General features: G+C 46.8%; 16 protein-coding genes. 13 read left to right on the top strand and 3 right to left on the bottom strand.

The genetic code is table 11. The annotated features are described in order from the left end of the window. Positions 1-195 precede the first annotated feature (195 nt). From AC1XTG_RS08670 to AC1XTG_RS08625, 10 genes are all read left to right on the top strand, one after another. Entirely contained in the window at positions 196-1,560 is a 1,365-nt protein-coding gene (locus tag AC1XTG_RS08670; RefSeq protein ID WP_082489340.1) for an amidohydrolase family protein, read from the top strand. A 77-nt stretch (positions 1,561-1,637) separates the two neighbouring features. Further along, the gene (locus AC1XTG_RS08665; protein WP_056289747.1) at positions 1,638-2,006 is read left to right on the top strand and encodes a VOC family protein; all 369 of its coding nucleotides are present in this window, start codon (positions 1,638-1,640) and stop codon (positions 2,004-2,006) included. 206 nt (positions 2,007-2,212) lie between these two features. Further along, on the top strand, positions 2,213-3,235 hold the full coding sequence (locus AC1XTG_RS08660; RefSeq protein WP_056289750.1) for a hypothetical protein: 1,023 nt from the start codon (positions 2,213-2,215) through the stop codon (positions 3,233-3,235). After that, positions 3,235-4,398 carry a glycosyltransferase family 4 protein gene (locus AC1XTG_RS08655; protein ID WP_484841675.1) on the top strand — a complete coding sequence of 388 codons (1,164 nt, stop codon included), beginning with the start codon at positions 3,235-3,237 and terminating at the stop codon, positions 4,396-4,398. The genes AC1XTG_RS08660 and AC1XTG_RS08655 overlap by 1 nt, the downstream gene beginning before the upstream one ends. 32 nt (positions 4,399-4,430) lie before the next feature. Then, the gene (locus AC1XTG_RS08650) at positions 4,431-5,588 is read left to right on the top strand and encodes a glycosyltransferase (RefSeq protein WP_484841962.1); all 1,158 of its coding nucleotides are present in this window, start codon (positions 4,431-4,433) and stop codon (positions 5,586-5,588) included. Between the two features lie 48 nt (positions 5,589-5,636). After that, complete coding sequence (locus tag AC1XTG_RS08645; protein WP_484841674.1) at positions 5,637-6,563, top strand: glycosyltransferase family 2 protein; 927 nt, start codon at positions 5,637-5,639, stop codon at positions 6,561-6,563. Then, positions 6,520-7,086 (top strand): putative colanic acid biosynthesis acetyltransferase, encoded by a 567-nt coding sequence (locus AC1XTG_RS08640; RefSeq protein ID WP_056289762.1) that lies wholly within the window; start codon positions 6,520-6,522, stop codon positions 7,084-7,086. Before AC1XTG_RS08645 ends, AC1XTG_RS08640 begins: the two co-directional genes overlap by 44 nt. Continuing rightward, positions 7,083-7,832: a glycosyltransferase family 2 protein gene (locus tag AC1XTG_RS08635; protein ID WP_484841673.1), complete on the top strand. Its 750-nt coding sequence runs from the start codon at positions 7,083-7,085 to the stop codon at positions 7,830-7,832. Before AC1XTG_RS08640 ends, AC1XTG_RS08635 begins: the two co-directional genes overlap by 4 nt. A gap of 136 nt (positions 7,833-7,968) precedes the next feature. Next, positions 7,969-9,177 carry an MraY family glycosyltransferase gene (locus AC1XTG_RS08630; RefSeq protein WP_056289768.1) on the top strand — a complete coding sequence of 403 codons (1,209 nt, stop codon included), beginning with the start codon at positions 7,969-7,971 and terminating at the stop codon, positions 9,175-9,177. Positions 9,178-9,273: 96 nt separating this feature from the next. Further along, on the top strand, positions 9,274-11,544 hold the full coding sequence (locus tag AC1XTG_RS08625; RefSeq protein WP_484841672.1) for an NADP-dependent malic enzyme: 2,271 nt from the start codon (positions 9,274-9,276) through the stop codon (positions 11,542-11,544). A gap of 76 nt (positions 11,545-11,620) precedes the next feature. On the opposite strand, the gene AC1XTG_RS08620 is transcribed toward AC1XTG_RS08625, so the two are convergent. Next, entirely contained in the window at positions 11,621-13,480 is a 1,860-nt protein-coding gene (locus AC1XTG_RS08620) for a glycoside hydrolase family 2 protein (protein ID WP_484841671.1), read from the bottom strand. A gap of 181 nt (positions 13,481-13,661) precedes the next feature. Between AC1XTG_RS08620 and AC1XTG_RS08615 the strand changes: the two genes are divergently transcribed. Both AC1XTG_RS08615 and AC1XTG_RS08610 read left to right on the top strand, forming a co-directional pair. Beyond that, positions 13,662-14,723, top strand: a complete 1,062-nt coding sequence (locus AC1XTG_RS08615) for an isoaspartyl peptidase/L-asparaginase family protein (protein ID WP_484841670.1) — start codon at positions 13,662-13,664, stop codon at positions 14,721-14,723. 141 nt (positions 14,724-14,864) lie between these two features. Beyond that, positions 14,865-15,974 (top strand): T9SS type A sorting domain-containing protein, encoded by a 1,110-nt coding sequence (locus tag AC1XTG_RS08610; RefSeq protein WP_056289781.1) that lies wholly within the window; start codon positions 14,865-14,867, stop codon positions 15,972-15,974. Here AC1XTG_RS08610 and AC1XTG_RS08605 read toward each other — a convergent pair whose 3' ends face one another. Then, positions 15,975-16,892, bottom strand: coding sequence for an alpha/beta fold hydrolase (locus AC1XTG_RS08605; RefSeq protein WP_056289783.1), 918 nt, complete (start codon positions 16,890-16,892; stop codon positions 15,975-15,977). A gap of 186 nt (positions 16,893-17,078) precedes the next feature. On the opposite strand from AC1XTG_RS08605, the gene epsC reads away from it, so the two are divergent. Continuing rightward, entirely contained in the window at positions 17,079-17,909 is an 831-nt protein-coding gene (gene epsC / locus AC1XTG_RS08600; RefSeq protein WP_484841961.1) for a serine O-acetyltransferase EpsC, read from the top strand. Here epsC and AC1XTG_RS08595 read toward each other — a convergent pair. Next, positions 17,902-18,495: a TetR/AcrR family transcriptional regulator gene (locus tag AC1XTG_RS08595; protein ID WP_031527272.1), complete on the bottom strand. Its 594-nt coding sequence runs from the start codon at positions 18,493-18,495 to the stop codon at positions 17,902-17,904. The genes epsC and AC1XTG_RS08595 overlap by 8 nt on opposite strands. Positions 18,496-18,575 lie beyond the last annotated feature (80 nt).

The raw sequence follows: 18,575 nt of genomic DNA, 5'->3' as shown, positions 1-18,575 counted from the left end.
TATAGTTTTTTGGTTACTTATATGTGAGATTGAATTACTTCGACAAAACCTTTTCTTTCTTCCTATTTTAATATTTTGTGTTTGTCGAATCATTTTACCGGATTGTATTTTTAAATTGGATTTCAGTGAACCAGCCAAAAGTGATCTGACAAGCTTTAAATGCGTTATTGCCCGCTTTATTACAACCATTTCAACATGCAAACAGCTCAACAATTTTTGTCGCATTGCAGAAAAACAATAGTGCTCGCGGCACTGGCATTGCCGGTCCTGTTAAGTGTACCAGCTCTCGCGCAAAGCGGCTCCAAGCTCATGAAAAATGTGACGCTCATCGATGGCACGGGCGCTGCTCCCAGGAAGAATGTGGATATTCTGATTGAGGGAAAAAGGATCAAGATGATCGGCACGAACATCAAAGCCGCGGCAGATACCACCATTACGCTGACCGGACAAACCGTAGTACCCTCATTCATCTGCGCCCACGCGCACATTGGGACGTTGAAAGGGACAACATCCAATGCAGAAAATTATACGAGGGATAACATTCTGAACCAACTACAAAAGTACCAGGACTATGGCGTAGGCGCGGTACTCGTAATGGGAACCGACCGGCCGCTGATATTCAATGGGCTGCGGGATTCGACGGTTGCGGGCCAACTGCCGGGTGCCAGGTTGTTTTCTGCCGGTTATGGGTTCAATACACCCGATCCTAATCCTGGATCGTGGATGAACCTGCTGCAAAGGCCGGCGACTCCCGAAGAAGTACCTGCCATGGTGGAGAAAGTGGCAGCCCTGAAACCAACCGTGCTGAAAATGTGGGTAGACGATCACGGTGGCGGGCAGAAAATGAAGCCGGAAATATATAAAGCGATTATCAGCGAAGCCCACAAAAGGAACATCCGCGTCGCTGCGCACCTTTTTTACGCCGAAGACGCCAGCACATTGGTCGATGCAGGTCTTGACATCATCGCCCATAGCATCCGTGACAAGGAAGTTGATCAGCCGCTTTTGACCAAAATGAAACAGAAGAATGTCATTTACATCCCCACTTTAACGCTCGATGAATACCAGTTTGCCTACGCAGGCACTCCGGGCTGGCTTAATGATCCTTTTTTCAAAAACTCCCTGGAACCGGGCGTGTTTGAAATGATCACCGATAAAGCTTACGGAGAGAAAATCAGGAACTCGCCTGAATATGCACGCAACATGGAAGCAAACAAAATAGCAATGCGCAACCTTCAAAAGATCGCAAATGCGGGCATTACGGTAGCACTCGGTACCGACAGCGGCGCTTTTCCTGTACGTACGCAGGGATTTACAGAGCATCTTGAAATGGAAATGATGGTGGAATCGGGACTGAGTCCAATGCAGGTAATTACAGCCGGTACGCGCAACGCGGCGCGTGCATTGCAGATAGACAAAGATTATGGTACGCTGGAAACAGGCAAAGTGGCGGATCTTATCGTCCTTGGCGGCGACCCGACTCAGGATATCCGGAACACGCGGAAGATCAATGCAGTTTGGAAAGAAGGAAAAATGGCGAGCAAAGGTCCGCTGAAATAAGGTTACTTTGCGACCTGAAATAATGCTCGATTACAGACACAACCACATTTATTAATCGTCAAGAGACTCCCCACACCATGAAGATTGCATTTAAAAGGCTCGATCACATTATGCTCTGCATTCCCGAAGGCACCGAGGAGCAGGCCAGGGATTTTTATACAAACGTGCTGGGCCTGGAAGAACTGAAAGACTTGGGATACCCGCTGCCAAACGGGGCGATATGGTTTCAAATGGGCGACATTCAGCTGCACGTACGGGCTGAAAAGAATCACGACGGTTCTTCTCAGCGACATCCCGCCTTTGAAGTCAACGACCTGGAAGCTGCGCGGGCTGTGTTGCAGGAACACGGTATAGAGCTGAAAAACGAAAGCAAGATCCCGGATAGAAACCGGTTTTCGTTCCGTGATCCGTTTGGAAACCGCATTGAGCTGATTGAAATGCTCTGATTAACCTGGATTCTTGGCTTATCCGTTTTAAACCGGCTTTAATGCCACTAAGTAGTACCTGAACCAACTAAATTTTCATCCAAAGCCTGTACTAAAAGACGGCGCCGGCGGGTAAGTTATTTACGCAACAAAAGGGCAAAAAATCGCTTTTGGAAAAAGTAATCCTAAATTTGCCCCACATTCGACGTAGATAAGAACTTCACTTGATGTTAAAGTACCTGTACGGATTGCTGATCGGTATTGTCATTCTTGCCGGAATAGCAGAGGTTGTATTGAGGGTAAAATACGGTTTCTGTAATTCTCCTCTCTATGTTTCTGATCCCGATTTCGAATATATCTATGCGCCAAATCAGGACGTGGAACGGTTTGGACAAGTGATCCGCACAAACCGGTTTTCCATGCGGAATGAAGAGATACTTCCTTCCGATTCCATCATCATCCTGCTCATCGGCGACTCTGTTGTAAATGGAGGCAGCCTTACTGATCAGGACAGCATTGCTTCCACGATCCTCGAAAAAAGATTTCAACAAGATTTCAAAACGCGGGTGCGGGTACTCAATATCTCTGCCGGCTCCTGGGGACCTGATAATGTGGCCGCTTACCTCAAAAAGTACGGAGTTTTTAAGGCCAACCTGATGTGCCTTGTAACGAGCAGCCACGACGCCCACGATATCATGTCACACCAAAGTCCGGTCGGGATCGATCCGGGCTGGCCGGACAAGCAATACAAAGTTGCATTGTACGAGCTCTGGGACCGGTACCGCTGGATTTTCTTCTATTATCTGGATACCGTTTTACTTACCACCGAGCCCGAAAAGCCTGTTATCACAGCTGAAAACAAGCCCGACCCTGCGAAAGCAGATACTGTGCAGCTGGATTCGGCGAAGCAGGAAACCCTTAACCAGGCGGGTATCAGAAAGCCGGGCACTGATTTCAACCCGGGTTACCGGCAGCTGCTCGAAATTGCCGAAGCCAACAAGATCCCATTTTTCATCTACCTGCATCCCGAAATCTCAGAAGTTGAAATGGGGCATTTCAATGATCAGGGGAAAGAAATTATGGCATTTGCAAAAGAGAATAACGTCAGGTTGATCAATGAGTTGCAGCTTGGGGTATCTACCAGATTGTACCGCAAAATGGATCTGGTGCACTACAATCCGCAGGGACAGGTTTTTATGGCCGATAACCTATATCCATTGTTTCAGGAATACTTAAAACTGCCCAGATAATGCGTGTTCTTATTGTACATAACCAGCTTTGGGCACATTATAAGTCGAAGCTTTTCAGCGACATTTTCAAGGTATTCAAAAAACAGGAGCCCGGAAGCCAGTTTCTGGTTGCGCAGATCGGTCTGTACGAAGCCAGCCGCGCTGTGATGCAGAACGACGAAAAAGTCACTTACGACTATCCTTATCAGCTGCTGTTCAATAAAAGCCTCGACCAGATCACGAAAGCCGAGCGCCGGGCTTCGCTCTTTCAGGTTTTCAAAGAATTCAAGCCGGATGTACTCAATGTGACAGGCTGGGGCGACATGGCGCAGGTAGAACTGATGTTTTATGCCAAATGGAAGGGTGTGAAAGTAGTGATCTCGTCAGAATCATCGGCCCAGGATCACAAGCGTTCCAGCTGGAAGGAGGCATTCAAAAGCTTTATCATTAACAGAGGCAATGCGTTTTTTTGTTTTGGTAAAACCTCGGCTGACTATCTGGAAAACCTCGGTATCAATCCGGGCAAAATTCCCGTGCGCAATGCCGCGGTGGTGGATGACCAGGTAATCAGGGAAAATTTTGTGCGGGCAAAAACAGAATTGAAGAACGCTGATACTGCCAGGAACGAAGTCCGGCGATTCATATATGTAGGCAGGCTTGCACCCGAGAAAAACCTGGAAATGCTGGTACAAGCTTTTGCCGAAATCCAAAAAGCAGGAAATGCGGTAAGTATCTGGGAACTGCTGCTGGTTGGTGACGGTCCGGCCAGGAGTTCTTTGGAAATCCTTACTAAAAAGCTGGGAGTGGACGCGCAGGTTACTTTCGCCGGCGGGTTTCCGTGGTACGAGGTGCCGCGCTGGCTCGCTCAAAGTGATGTGCTGGTTTTGCCAAGCAAGTCTGAACCGTGGGGATTGGTGGTGAATGAGGCGATGGTTTGCGGAATGCCCGTGATTGTTTCCAATAAATGCGGCTGTGCGCCGGATCTGGTAAGCAATGCAGAAAACGGCTTTACCTTCGATCCAACAGCCCAAACAGAACTGGAACAGGCAATGTTGTTTTTTGTAAAAAATCCTGAAAAGATCGCTGCAATGGGCGCAGTTTCACTCGAAAAGATAAAACCGTTCTCCACCGGCAAAGTAGCCGCAGAAATGGTCAAAACGTATAAAATACTGGCAAAAGCTTGATTGAAGCAACGCCATTTACACTCACCAAAAGAATGCGGATTTTAAATATTTGTGCATATACCTGGGCAATCGGCGGACCGGCCCGGATCATTTACGACCACACTACGGAAGTGCTGGCGCAGGGGCACCAGGTGGATATACTGAGCCCGATGACGCCAGGCGAAAAAATGTACCCCGCTCCCGAGGGCGCTCGCCTGATCCCCTGTGCGAGAACGACGCCTTTGAGCAATATCTATCGCGAGTTTTCACTCGAAATGTATCAGTATCTGAAAGCGCATATCCACGAGTACGACGTGGTTCACATGCACGGTATCTGGCATTTCGGCAGTCTGGCGCCTTTTCTGATCCCCAACAAGGCCGTGAAAGTGATCACCATTCATGGCTTGCTCGACAAATGGGCGGTGGCACACAGCAAGTGGAAAAAGCAGATCGTTACCGCACTTTACCAAAAACGCCTGCTCGGCAAAGCAGACCTGATCCAGATCAACAATACCGACGAGGAAGAAGATGTGGTACGTTATCTCGGTTACCGGCCCAAAAACATGGTGATCGTACCGAACGGAATGAAGCTCACGGATTATCAGAACCTTCCTGCGAAAGGTATTTTCCGCCGCAAACATCAGATCCCGGATAATAAGCAGCTCGTTCTTTTCATGGGAAGGCTGAATATCAAAAAGGGGCTGGACTTGCTTCTTCCTGCTTTCAATAAAATATTCAAACAGGTACCGGACGCGATCCTGATCCTGGCCGGGCCCGACGATGGTTACCAGGCCGAGTGTGAAACATTTATCCAGAAACACCAGCTATCTGAACGCATTAAGCTGGTTGGCATGCTGACGGATACTGACAAGAAAGAGGCATTTTCGGACGCGTCACTGTTTGTTCTTCCCTCCTACTCCGAAGGATTTTCGATTGCGGTCCTGGAAGCAATGACCTGCAAAATCCCGGCAGTAGTGTCCGACAGGGTTGGCTTTGGCGACTACATTAAAAGGTACGATGCAGCGTTTCTGACACCGCTGAATGCCGATGGAGTAGCTGAGGGCATTCTTAAAATATTACAAGATAAAAGCTACGCCGATAACGTGGCAAATCGCGCCTATAAGATGGTAACTGAAAATTTTGACATCAAAGTGGTTGCCAATCAGTTATTGGAAGAATACAAGAAAGTTAAAAAAAGCAGCTATCTTTGAGCATTTAAGTAACCGCTAAAAACCAAACCGGAAACGTTATACCTGGATATGATTGACTTATCGGTCATAATTTTGACCCACAATGAATCGAAACACATCGGGCGGTGCATTAAAAGTCTTCATCAGATAACAGACAAGATTTTTATTGTCGATTCTTTTTCCACGGACGATACGGTTGCGATTGCCGAGAGCCTCGGCGCTACCGTGGTTCAGAATACGTGGGTATCCTACTCTTTCCAGTTCAATTTCGGCATCGCCAACAATCCGTTCAACACAGCCTGGCTGATGCGAATGGATGCAGACGAGTACATCACACCGGAACTTGCCACCGAACTTAATGCGGGACTCTCGCAGGTTGCGGATTCCGTCTCCGGGTTATATGTAAAAAGGCGCGTCATTTTCATGGATAAATGGATCAAACGCGGCGGTTACTATCCGATCTGGCTGCTGAGGCTCTGGCGCCGCGGCACCGGTACCTGCGAGGAGTTGTGGATGGACGAGCACATCAAGCTCAGCAGCGGAACTACTGCCAATCTCAATCACGATATAGTTGATCATAACCTCAATAACCTCACCTGGTGGACCCAAAAGCATAACAATTATGCAATACGGGAAGTCATTGATTTATTGAACATTAAATATAATTTTGACAGCAAACCAACTGTCGATCCGAAATTTTGGGGAAGCCAGGAGCAGCGCACGCGTTACCTTAAAGTGAAGTATGCCAAAATGCCCCTTTTTACGAGACCATTCGTCTATTTCAGTTTCCGGTACTTCCTGAAACTGGGTTTTCTGGATGGCGTCAAAGGATTGATCTGGCACTTTTTACAGGGATTCTGGTACAGGTTCCTGGTTGATGCCAAGATATACGAAGTGTACTACCGTGCAGGTCGCGACAAAGAGCAGATTATAACACATTTCAGAACGGAATATGGAAAAGACCTTAAAAGCCCAAACCGATCTGTCAAAATATGACAACAGCTGGTACAAGCCGGGGAATGTTGTCAAGCAGATCCTTTGGTATTTTACCGGCCGCCTGTTCCTGAACACACACCTGCCTTATCCGTCGTCATTCAAGAATTGGCTGCTGAAATTATTCGGCGCCAAAATCGGAAAAGGCGTTGTGATCAAGCCGAAAGTGAGTATCAAGTATCCCTGGTTTTTGTCGATCGGAGACAATACCTGGGTCGGTGAAAATGTGTGGATTGACAACCTCACAATGGTGACTATTGAATCAAATGCCTGCCTGTCACAGGGTTGCATGTTGCTAACCGGAAATCACGATTATACAAAGAGCCAGTTTGACCTCATAGTGAAGCCGATTACGCTTGAGAAAGGAGTGTGGATCGGTGCGAAGGCAACGGTTTGTCCAGGCGTAACAGCTGGCTCCCACGCAGTATTAACAGTAAACTCTGTTGCTACTGCAAATTTGGAAGCAAACGGAATTTACCAGGGTAATCCGGCAAAGTATGTTAAAACAAGAACTATAACGCATTGAAAGTAAGCATACTCACCGTCGTATATAACGGAGCTTCAACCATCCGGCAATGCATTGAATCCATTGTCAACCAGGATTATCCCGATATCGAATACATTGTAGTCGACGGTAATTCCAAGGATGGGACGCAGGATATTGTGAGATCCTTTGAACATAAAGTCAGCAAATTCGTGAGCGAGAAAGACGCGGGAATTTACGACGCGATGAACAAAGGCATACAATTAGCAACTGGAGATATCATCGGTATCTTGAATTCAGACGATTTCTATGCTGTTTCGACCGTGATTTCAGATGTTGTAAATCTGATCAAAACAGGAAACTACGACGCTTGTTATGGAGATCTGGAGTATGTTGATTTTACAAACGGCGAGATCGTCAAGCGGAGATGGACTTCGGGATTGTACCAGAAAGGTTCATTTTTAAATGGCTGGATGCCGCCCCATCCCACATTCTTTGTGCGCAGGGAAATGTATGACAAATACGGAAAGTTCAGGCTTGACCTGGGGAGTGCAGCAGACTATGAGCTTATGCTCAGATTTGTACACAAGGCAGAAATCAAAATTGGTTACCTGCCCAAAGTACTCGTCAAAATGCGAAGCGGCGGGGTCAGTAACAGTTCTTTCAAAAACAGGATACTCGCGAATAGAAATGATCTTAAAGCCTGGAAGACAAACGGTTTGAAACCGCATTTTTACACTTTGTGGTTGAAGCCACTGAGAAAGATCTTCCAGTTTATCGTGAAATAACAAATGGACACAAAGCCGCTTAATAAATAATTTAGGTTCCGGTTATTTGTATATTTCTTATATTAAAGTAATTTACGTCTTTTGACCAGGATTTTACTCTTGCTCGTTCTTACACTTCATAAATAAGGCAGACACTATGGAATTAAAGTTACCTCTTCAGATATTAAGCGAAGGCAACTTCAGCAACATCATTCACCATGATGTGTATCAATGCCTGCTGTCATTTTTGATCGCCTGTTTTCTTTCGATCATTTCCATTCCGATCATTATCAATTTGTCAAACCTGCTGCATTTGACAGCCAAGCCGGGTTTCAGGAGCTCTCACGAGACAGAAACACCGACCCTCGGCGGGATTGCTATTTTTGCAGCTACCCTGATCGCCTATTTCCTGTGGCCGCATTCTGAAAATATACTTGATTCCAACCTGATCAGCCTCGCGATGACGGGGGTTATTATTTTGTTTTTTCTTGGTATCAAAGATGATATCCTGGCAGTAGATCCTACCAAAAAGCTGATCATTCAGATATTCGCCTCGCTTATTCTTGTAGCAATGGGCAACTTTAAGGTTGATAATTTTTACGGCATATTCGGCATTCATACTGTTTCGGATTTCGTCAGCATTCCCCTTACCGTATTCATCTTCATCGCTATTATCAATGCAATTAACCTGATCGACGGGATCGATGGTCTCGCGGGTGGAATCAGTCTTATTGCCGGACTTGGCTTCGGGATCTGGTTTATTCTAAATGACCACTTTTCATTCGGCTGCCTCGCGTTCGCAATGTCGGGGTCACTGCTTGGCTTTTTGCGGTTTAACTTCTCGAAGACCAGCAAGATCTTCATGGGCGATACCGGCTCCTTGATCGTGGGTTACCTGCTTTCTATTTTCTCTGTTGAATTCCTGTCATTGAATGTAGGCTACCTGCACGATCCCAATGCATATTTCAATGCACCTATCATCGTGATGGTCCTGCTGATCGTTCCAATTTTTGATACCCTGCGTGTGTTCATCGTGCGGATTGTAAAAGGAGGCTCGCCCTTCGTTGCAGACCGTAACCACATGCACCATATTCTGATTGATAACGGCCTTAACCACTTCTGGGCTTCATTTACATTGTGGATGGTGACCATCATTAACACTGCGCTTTTCTTCGCTTTTCACGGCGACATCACCAACACAGCTTCCATGTACATTTACATCGGAATGTTCGGTGTGTACATGCTTTTTGCATATATTCTCAAGAAACGCACTGTAATGGTGAAAGAGAAGAAAAAATTGGTCAACAGTCCTTCTTTCAACGAAAAAGACCTTCCTTCCACCAACAATTCACTTCGCGATTTCTGATCTGGCGACAGATGATTTTACTGTGAATAGCCGCGTAAAAGTCATTGGCGTGAACCTAATGTTTGTACCTTAGCACGAAATAATTGCTACACAGGTATGAACAAAAAGATCAGAAAAGAAGACGCGCTGTACTACCACTCCAAGGGCCGGCCGGGTAAAATCCAGGTTATTCCGACCAAGGAAACCAGCACGCAACGAGACCTTTCACTGGCCTACTCTCCCGGAGTTGCAGAGCCCTGTCTTGAAATCGCCGACAATGTCGAAAATGCTTACTTATACACTGCAAAGGGTAACCTTGTCGCAGTAATCAGCAACGGAACTGCGGTTCTTGGTCTGGGCGACATCGGCCCGGAAGCTTCCAAACCTGTTATGGAAGGAAAGGGTTTGCTCTTCAAGATTTATGCTGATATCGACGTTTTTGACATTGAATTAAATACCAAAGACGTGGATGAATTTGTCCGCACCGTCAAAATCCTTGAACCTACTTTCGGAGGTGTAAATCTTGAAGATATCAAAGCTCCCGAATGCTTCGAAATAGAAGCCCGCCTGAAAAAGGAGCTGAATATCCCCGTCATGCACGACGATCAGCACGGTACTGCTATCATCAGCGCCGCTGCTATGCTCAATGCATTGAAGCTCGTAAAAAAAGACATTTCATCAATCCGCGTGGTCGTTTCCGGTGCCGGCGCATCGGCAGTTTCCTGTACCAAACTCTACATTTCACTAGGTGTTGATCCCAAGAATGTGGCTATGTTTGATACAAAAGGACATATTCACAACGGCCGCACGGACCTGAGTGAGATGAAGAAGCAGTTTGCGACCGATGTTTCTTATGACTCGCTGGGTGCAGCGATGGTAGGAGCCGATATTTTCCTTGGCTTGTCAACTGCCGATATCGTTTCGAAAGATATGGTGAAATCCATGGCGAAAGATCCCATTGTACTTGCAATGGCGAATCCGAACCCGGAGATACCTTACCCTGACGCGGTAGAAGCGAGAGAAGACGTGATCATGGCCACCGGCCGCTCGGATTATCCTAACCAGGTTAACAACGTGCTGGGTTTCCCTTACATCTTCCGCGGTGCGCTGGACGTAAGAGCTACTGAGATCAACGAGGAAATGAAGCTTGCCGCTGTACACGCGCTGGCGGATCTGGCTACGAAGCCTGTTCCTGATATCGTGAACCTCGCCTACAATGAAACAAATATCGTTTTTGGCAAAAATTACATTATCCCTAAACCGGTAGATCCTCGCCTGCTGACTACCGTGGCACCCGCTGTTGCAAAAGCTGCGATAGAGACGGGAGTAGCCCGGAAGATTATCACGGACTGGGATGCTTACGAACAGGAACTATCCAGCCGCCTCGGCCGCAATGAGCAGATTTCAAGGGTAATCCTGAACAAAGCCAAACTTGCTCCAAAACGTGTTGTATTTGCGGATGCAGAAAATATCCAGGTTTTAAGGGCCGCGCAGCAGGTGCGTGACGAGGGAATTGCGATACCAATCCTGTTGGGAAGCAAGGAAACAATCCTTCACCTGATCCGTGAGAGCAAGCTGGATCTTGGCGACGTATCTATTGTAGATCCGCGTGCAGAAGAAAACGAGCATATCATCGATACCTACGCAGCCAAACTTTACGAAAAAAGACAGCGTAAAGGATTGACGCCGATAGAAGCCCGCCGGACGATCTACTTCAAGAGCTACTTCGGTTCTATGATGGTTGAGAATGGCGAAGCCGATGCATTCATTTCAGGACTTACGCGTACTTATCCGGACACGATCCGTCCGGCACTGCATGTAATTGGTAAAGGAGCTGGCGTGAACAAGGTGGCGGGTATGTACATTCTGCTTACGCCACGCGGACCGCTTTTCTTCTCGGATACAACCGTGAACCTTGATCCGACAGTTGATGAAATCGTTGAAATAACCGAACTCACTGCAAAAGCAGTAGAGCGATTCAATATCCAGCCAAGAATTGCATTGGTAACTTATGCCAACTACGGAAGTGCGGGTGGAAAAGACGCGGAGAAAATGCGCGAAGCAACTGCGATTTTGAAGAAGAGAAACCCGTCCATGGTAGTGGAAGGTGAAATGCAGGCGCACCTTGCATTCAATACAGAACTGTTGAAGGAAAACCATCCATTCAGCGACCTGGTTGAAGGAGGCGCGAATACGCTCATCTTCCCGAACCTGTCTGCCAGCAACATCGCCTACAACTTGCTGAAAGAAGCAGCCGAACTGGAAACAATCGGACCTATCCTGCTGGGAATGAAAAAACCCGTTCACGTACTACAACTAGGGAGCTCCGTTCGAGAAATCGTAAATATGGTAGCGATAGCAGTCGTGGAAGCGCAGATGAAGGGCTAGAAAAAGGAAGAAAGGGAGGATGGATATTTTTCCCATTCCTCCTTCCTCCCCTTCCTCCTTCATCCCTTTCCTCCTTCTACTTACCCATCTTCACCCAAGACGGATCATACAACGCCTTGTGGATCTGCATTAGTTTCGCTTCCGGGAATTTGATGACTTTTCTGTCGTAGGTCATCAACCCATTAGTTTCTACTTCCACGTCGGTCGTTTGCGTGTAGACTGCGGCAGACAATCCCTTTTTAATAAGTGGTTCAAACCTGCCTATGAACGTTTCGTAACGTTTGTAAAGGTCTTCCTGGTTCTTAAAGCTTTGGTATCCCCAGTTGTCTTTCTGCTGCCAGGTATGCTGGTCAACCGGTAGCCCAAGTCCTCCGAATTCTCCTAAAACGATAATCTGCTTCTGTCCGAACAACTCCGGTTTTGGCATGGCCGGCGCAGGGTAGTTGTGCAGGTCGATAATGTGGCCGACCGGGAAGAAATTACCGCCACTCGCACTGTTTACCAGGCGGCTCGGATCGTACTTCATCGTCCACTCTGTAATTTCCTCTGTTTTGAACTGTCCCCAAGCTTCATTGAAAGGTACCCACACCACAATTGAAGGAAAAAAGCGGTTAGCATCCATGATAGCCTTCCATTCTGTCTTGTAGATATTTTCAGATTCCGGGGTGCGGTTGCGTTCGGTTTCGTTACCTGTAACGCCCGGGTGCTGCCCCCAGTCATTTCCCAGATCGCCGCTTGGCATATCCTGCCAAACCAGCATACCCAGCTTGTCGCAATGGCGGTACCAGCGCGCAGGCTCCACTTTGACGTGTTTCCTGATCATATTAAAGCCCATTTCCTTCGTTTTCACGATATCAAACTTCAAGGCTTCATCACTTGGCGCAGTATACAGTCCGTCCGGCCACCAGCCCTGGTCAAGCGGTCCGTATTGAAACAAAAACTGATTGTTCAAAGTCATACGCTGGATCCCATTCTGATCCGCCTGCATGGCGATCTTTCGCATTGCGAAATAGCTTTTCGCCTCGTCAACCACTTTCCCTTTGCGGACCAGTGCCACGGTCAGGTCATATAAAAACGGACTATCCGGCGACCACAATTTTGGATTTGCGATATTCAGATCGGCAGCGGCATTGGGGGCAACTTCCAGCTCGGCTACCTTGTTACTGCCGTCGAATGCGGTGAACCTGAGCTTATCACCCTCTTTTACATTCTTGATGTCGGATGTAATGCGTACCATTTGCTTGTCGATATCAGGTACCGGCATCAATGCGGCAATATAGGTAGTAGGCACAGTTTCAAGCCACACAGTCTGCCAGATACCCGTAACAGGCGTGTACCAGATCCCGTGCGGATTTTTGATCTGCTTGCCCCGCGGCTGCGGCCCGTCACTGCTCGGGTCCCATACCTTTACAGTAATTTCCTGCTGCTTCTTTTTAACCAAAAGATCGGTAATGTCAAAAGAAAAAGGATCGTAACCGCCCTGGTGCGTACCTGCCGATTTTCCATTTACGATTACATCACATTTCCAGTCAACAGCCCCGAAATGCAGCAGCACCCGCTGGTCTTTCAGTTTAGGGGAAAAATCAATAGTGCGCTGATACCACAGCACACTGTCTTTACCAACTGTACGGCCCACGCCCGACAATGCAGATTCCACTGCGAAAGGAACCAGGATCTTACCTTCAAATGCAGCTGGTTTTGTCTCTGCACTGGCTTGCGGCACAATAGCATAGTCCCACAAACCATTGATATTTTGCCAGTTGCCGCGTACCAGCTGTGGCCGGGGATATTCCGAATGCACGTTTGCAGGCAACACTTTGTCGGCCCATTGCGTGACGATTTTACCCTGTTTATACTTCCATTCAGCCGCATTCTGCGCTTGCAGGATCGGAGCCGTAAATAAGAGGGCGCCAAGGTAAAGGAGTACTTTTTTCATTCAATTAAGGATTACTGAAAAATAATTAAGCTAGTTATCTCAAAAGGGTCGCACCAATGCACTTTACTGTGAATTGAAAGTACGTTGGCACACCTGCTTTTGAAACAATGAAAATACGGACTGCGCCGGAAATACAAACATTACTTATTAGATTTGAGTAAGTCACTCTAATTACAACATCATGAAACAACTTTCTGCAATGCTCCTTTCCGTGCTCAGTCTCCCGGCTTTTGCGCAGGATTTTTCAGATAAAATAACCATTGTTATTCACGGCGGAGCCGGTACCATTACGCGCGCCAACATGAGCCCTGAAAAGGAAAAAGCTTATAAAGCCGCTTTGAACGAGGCATTGCAAAAGGGTTATGCGGTTTTGAAAAAAGGGGGTACGAGCGTGGAAGCGGTGGAAGCTACAATTCACGTCATGGAAGATTCTCCCCTGTTTAATGCAGGTAAGGGTGCTGTGTTCACCAATGATGGTAAAAATGAACTCGATGCCTCCATAATGGAAGGAAAAACGCTGAAAGCAGGTGCAGTTGCAGGCGTTACCAATATCAAAAATCCAATCAGCGCGGCAATTGCGGTAATGAATAAATCGGAGCACGTGATGATGGCCGGCGCAGGCGCTGAAAAGTTTGCGAAAGAACAGGGATTGGAGATTGTTGACCCCTCCTACTTCTATACCGAAGCCCGCTTTAAAGCGCTGGAAAAAGCAAAAGCCACTGACAAACAAGAGCTAGACCACGACGCCAAAGAAGAAAAGCAGATCAGGAAAGCACCCAAGACTGGCGGGCTGCTGAAAGAGGAGCTGATTTTCACAGAAGGCCGGAAGTTCGGGACAGTCGGCTGTGTGGCTCTGGACAAATACGGTAACCTGGCAGCAGGTACTTCTACGGGAGGTATGACAAATAAAAAATACGGTCGCATTGGCGACGCACCGATTATCGGCGCCGGTACTTACGCCAATAACGCCACCTGCGCGGTTTCAGCAACGGGACACGGCGAATATTTCATCCGCTCGGTGGTTGCGCACGATATTTCTGCGTTAATGGAATACAAAGGTCTTTCCCTGGAGAGTGCAGCGAATGAAGTAGTGATGAAAAAGCTGGTTGAACGCGGCGGAGAAGGCGGGATTATCTCACTTGACAGGAATGGAAACATTGCCATGCCTTTCAACAGCGAAGGAATGTACCGGGGGTATATAAAAAGCGATGGAAAAAGTGAGGTACTGATCTATAAAGACTGATTTTCGGCTACAAACGAGCCTAAAAACCAAGTCGGGAAAAATGCTGATTTTTATGCATTAGTTTACGTTAGTAACCATACAAAACAGCCAGCTTTAAACGTTGTCAATTCAGTATGTAACTTAACGCCGCCTTTTCTCTCTATGAAATCAATCTACGGAATACTTTTTCTGATAGCGTTGTTTTGCAACGCAGCTTATGCTACCCATTTTAAGGGCGGCGAGATCATGGCGAAGCATGTTTCAGGGCAGACATACGAGATTACGGTCAGAGTTTATCTCGATATTCAATCAGGTCAGGGAGCCACAGATGCAATGGGTCAAGTTACGGTTTGCCTTGGCAACGGGGCTACGAAAAACCTGACCAGAGCAAAGACGATCCCACTTCCCAGCAACGCTAACGTACTTGTTGCAGACTTTGTGGGACAGTATACCTACCCCACGGCAGGAATTTTTCAGATATCTACTTCCATTGATAACCGCACCGCTGGATTTCTAAATCTTGAAAGATCAGAAATGACACCCGCATTCCTGTGGACCGTCATTGACACTCAGTCTCCAAACTCGACGCCTGTTTTACCATACCTGAATTTTGATGCCGGCGTAAAGCAGGTTTTTTCAGTAGACCTGACCCCGACTGTTGCCGATTCAGACAGTGTCAGTGTAAAAGTCCACAAACTGAGCAAAGCTTCTCCCGGCACCTGCGGTGTGCGCATGGTCGACAACAGGTATTTGTTTCCAAATGAAATTACGAGCAATGGTACATTCAAGATAGATCCTGTTTCCAAGAAGCTGATTTGGACCGCCCCGGAGCTTGTTGGAAACTACCTTTTTGCGATGCTGGTAACGGAATGGAGAGCAGGTGTAATTATATCCGAAAGCTATCGCGAGGGCAGCATTGCGGTAGTAGACAGGCCGGGTCCTCCTGTTGAAATCCCGCCTTATGAATCAGTAGAATATGGTAACCCGCTGACATCTGTTCCAAAGGTAGAATCTCCCGAAATTTCCATGGCGCTTGAAGCTTTTCCTGTACCAACCGAGGATTTTGTTACGGTAAAAGCATACAGCAAAACGAGGGCTGTGATCCGCCTGCAACTAGTTGATTTGCATGGAAGGATTCTGCGGGAAATATCATCAAAGACACCCGTTATCTCTGTTCAGGAACGATTCGATCTCCGCAACATGGCGCATGGAATTTACCTGATCCGTGCAGACAATGCGACGCATTCGGCAACTCAAAAAGTAATACGCTGATTAATTCCCTGAAACTTCCGGCAAGTTGGGCGTAAGATCGACCGAAGTAATGTGGTCTTTGAAAAGCAAACCTTTCAGGAGCATTTCCTTGATCATCGACAAATGCGTGTAGGTGATCATGTGACCTGCATTATCGAGGAAAATATACTGCGCTCTCTTGCTTTTAATGTGTTTTTTGGCAAAATCAATATTACCCGGATCAGCGATCCAGTCATTTCCGCCCTGAATTACTGTGGTAGGAACAAGCAGGTTATTCCAGACAGGCAAAAGCTTCTTCAACTCGTCTGAATGGCTGTATTTCTCTGCAGTAGCAGTATTGAACTCACCCGGCAAAAACAGCTGAATAAAGGAATTCCGGCCCCATTTAGAAAACCAGTAAAATTTCTCTTTCTCGGGATCGATAACAGGTGAAACCATGAAAAGCTCTTTCACCTGGTCAGGTACCATAGATACCAGCTTTGCAGCGATTGGCGCACCGTAAGAACGACCTAATACCGTTACTTTTTCTTTGCTCTTATTCAGTTCAAAAACGGGCAGCAATGCATTTGCCTGAGTAGCGATAGAAGTTACAGACCGTCTTTTCTTAAGTCTTGATTTCCCGTAACCCACCCGATCAACCGAAACAATGTGAAAGCGTTTCTGTAAATCTTCATCATCCATTAAATTCATATATCCCCAAAGCGAACCGGGAGCGCCGTGGATCAGCAACAGCATTGGTAAGGTATCCGCTCCCACGCTGGCAATGCAGAGTGAAAGGGTGTCATTCCTGATAATACGCTCTGTGGGTTTGACTTTCTTTTGGGCGTAATGCTTTCTGACCTGTTTCGCAGAGATAATGTATTTCGAAAAACAGGAGCTGAGTGAGGCCGAGATAAATAGCAATAAGGCGACTGTCCGAAGGAATTTAAAACGAGGCATACAAGGTATTGTTACTGCATTTACAATCCACAGGATACTTAATATACGATCAAAAGGTCAAAAAGCGTGCCGTTATTTGGTTTTTTTTGAAGAAATTAAAACAAACAAATTTTTCCCGCCGTTTCTTTGTTGTTGAAAAACGAAACGTCCTACTATCTCAGACTTGCGACTCAATCTACTTTCTTAATGACTGCCAGCCACCAGAACACATTTTTCGAGCGCCTCACGGAGCAAAATGAAAAATACCGCTACAAGCTTCCATCCAGACAAGACGCAGGGAAATTCATTCAGAACCTGATCAATTTCCTGTTTCCAATTAGTCAGGATTGTCCAAGCTGTCCATCTAAAGACCTGGCGATGAAATATGCAGACCTTAGAAAGGACCTGGATTATATGCTGCAGCCATTGTTGCCTGAGCTGGACAAAGGCACGGACGAGATCCTGGACGATATCTTTTCAGGCATTCCGGACATTTACGAGATGCTCCTGAAAGACGCCAAATCCATTACCGACAATGATCCGGCTTCGGTGAGTATCGAAGAAGTAATTGCGGTGTACCCCGGGTTCACGGCGATCGCTACCTACCGCTTCGCCCACCTTTTTGCGCAATGCGGTATCCCATTATTGCCCAGAATGCTGACTGAATTCGCACACGGGCAGACCGGAATTGATATCCATCCCAATGCAGTTATAGGTCACTCGTTCTTCATAGACCACGGTACCGGAGTTGTGATCGGCGAAACGACGCACATCGGGAACAATGTAAAATTATATCAGGGGGTTACACTTGGCGCAACGCACGTTTCCAAGTCGCTAGCATCACGCAAGCGCCATCCTACTATCGAAGACAACGTGGTTGTTTATGCAAATGCCACGATCCTGGGGGGAGAAACTGTAATCGGGCACGATTCAATCATTGGCGGAAATGCCTGGTTAGTAAGAAGCGTACCTCCATTTTCCCAGGTTTATCACCAAAGTAAAATAGAGATACGCCCTCAATCTGCCGCAACTACATAATGCTGCGGATAAATCTTCTTACTCCTTCCATATATATCGGCTCAGCCTGGGAAAATGCATATCTCGGCTGAGTTGTCATGGTAATACCTATAAAACCGAAGGTCAGGCACCACCATTCATAGTAAGTCTTGGTTACCGCTTCTCCTGACTTGGGACGAAGACCGGCGATCATTTCCCAAACCGGGTTTCCTTTGATGCTCATTGCCTGCGAAAAAGCCTTTTTAGAATCACAATAAGCTCCTTCCAGGTTGAACATCACCTGAAATACCTCCGGATTTTCGACAGCGAAGTTCCAGATCTTCTGGGCTACTTCCACAAGCTGCTTTTGAGGATTACTGAAATGACCCTTTATCTTGATAAACTCGGCTTGCAAATGGTCGAACCCTTCCAGACGGATCGCTTCCAGAAGCTTGTCCTTGCTATCAAAATATTCGTACAGAATGGGGGGACTATATTCAATTACGTCAGCAATTTTGCGAATCGAGACAGCAGTCCATCCGTCTTCACGGGCAATGTCTTTTGCTGTTTTAACGATGTCCGAACGTACCTGTATTTTGAGTCGTTCTCTTCGTTCTACTATTCCCATGCTTAGGTAGTATTTTGGGGTTGAGTGAGAATGATGTCTTTCAAATATAGTGATATACAACTTACTGCTCAAGAGAAGGA

The sequence above is a fragment of the Dyadobacter sp. HNCC25DJ183 genome, from assembly GCF_056895175.1.
Note: the sequence above shows the minus strand (reverse complement) of the source record. Positions and strands in the feature narration are given on the sequence as shown.

What these genes read in the sequence shown, in the direction of transcription:
- AC1XTG_RS08670 (WP_082489340.1), top strand. Translation starts at nt 196, where the DNA reads ATGCAAACAGCTCAACAATTTTTGTCGCATTGCAGAAAAACAATAGTG.
- AC1XTG_RS08665 (WP_056289747.1), top strand. Translation starts at nt 1,638, where the DNA reads ATGAAGATTGCATTTAAAAGGCTCGATCACATTATGCTCTGCATTCCC.
- AC1XTG_RS08660 (WP_056289750.1), top strand. Translation starts at nt 2,213, where the DNA reads ATGTTAAAGTACCTGTACGGATTGCTGATCGGTATTGTCATTCTTGCC.
- AC1XTG_RS08655 (WP_484841675.1), top strand. Translation starts at nt 3,235, where the DNA reads ATGCGTGTTCTTATTGTACATAACCAGCTTTGGGCACATTATAAGTCG.
- AC1XTG_RS08650 (WP_484841962.1), top strand. Translation starts at nt 4,431, where the DNA reads ATGCGGATTTTAAATATTTGTGCATATACCTGGGCAATCGGCGGACCG.
- AC1XTG_RS08645 (WP_484841674.1), top strand. Translation starts at nt 5,637, where the DNA reads ATGATTGACTTATCGGTCATAATTTTGACCCACAATGAATCGAAACAC.
- AC1XTG_RS08640 (WP_056289762.1), top strand. Translation starts at nt 6,520, where the DNA reads ATGGAAAAGACCTTAAAAGCCCAAACCGATCTGTCAAAATATGACAAC.
- AC1XTG_RS08630 (WP_056289768.1), top strand. Translation starts at nt 7,969, where the DNA reads ATGGAATTAAAGTTACCTCTTCAGATATTAAGCGAAGGCAACTTCAGC.
- AC1XTG_RS08625 (WP_484841672.1), top strand. Translation starts at nt 9,274, where the DNA reads ATGAACAAAAAGATCAGAAAAGAAGACGCGCTGTACTACCACTCCAAG.
- AC1XTG_RS08620 (WP_484841671.1), bottom strand. Translation starts at nt 13,480, where the DNA reads ATGAAAAAAGTACTCCTTTACCTTGGCGCCCTCTTATTTACGGCTCCG.
- AC1XTG_RS08615 (WP_484841670.1), top strand. Translation starts at nt 13,662, where the DNA reads ATGAAACAACTTTCTGCAATGCTCCTTTCCGTGCTCAGTCTCCCGGCT.
- AC1XTG_RS08610 (WP_056289781.1), top strand. Translation starts at nt 14,865, where the DNA reads ATGAAATCAATCTACGGAATACTTTTTCTGATAGCGTTGTTTTGCAAC.
- AC1XTG_RS08605 (WP_056289783.1), bottom strand. Translation starts at nt 16,892, where the DNA reads ATGCCTCGTTTTAAATTCCTTCGGACAGTCGCCTTATTGCTATTTATC.
- epsC (WP_484841961.1), top strand. Translation starts at nt 17,079, where the DNA reads ATGACTGCCAGCCACCAGAACACATTTTTCGAGCGCCTCACGGAGCAA.
- AC1XTG_RS08595 (WP_031527272.1), bottom strand. Translation starts at nt 18,495, where the DNA reads ATGGGAATAGTAGAACGAAGAGAACGACTCAAAATACAGGTACGTTCG.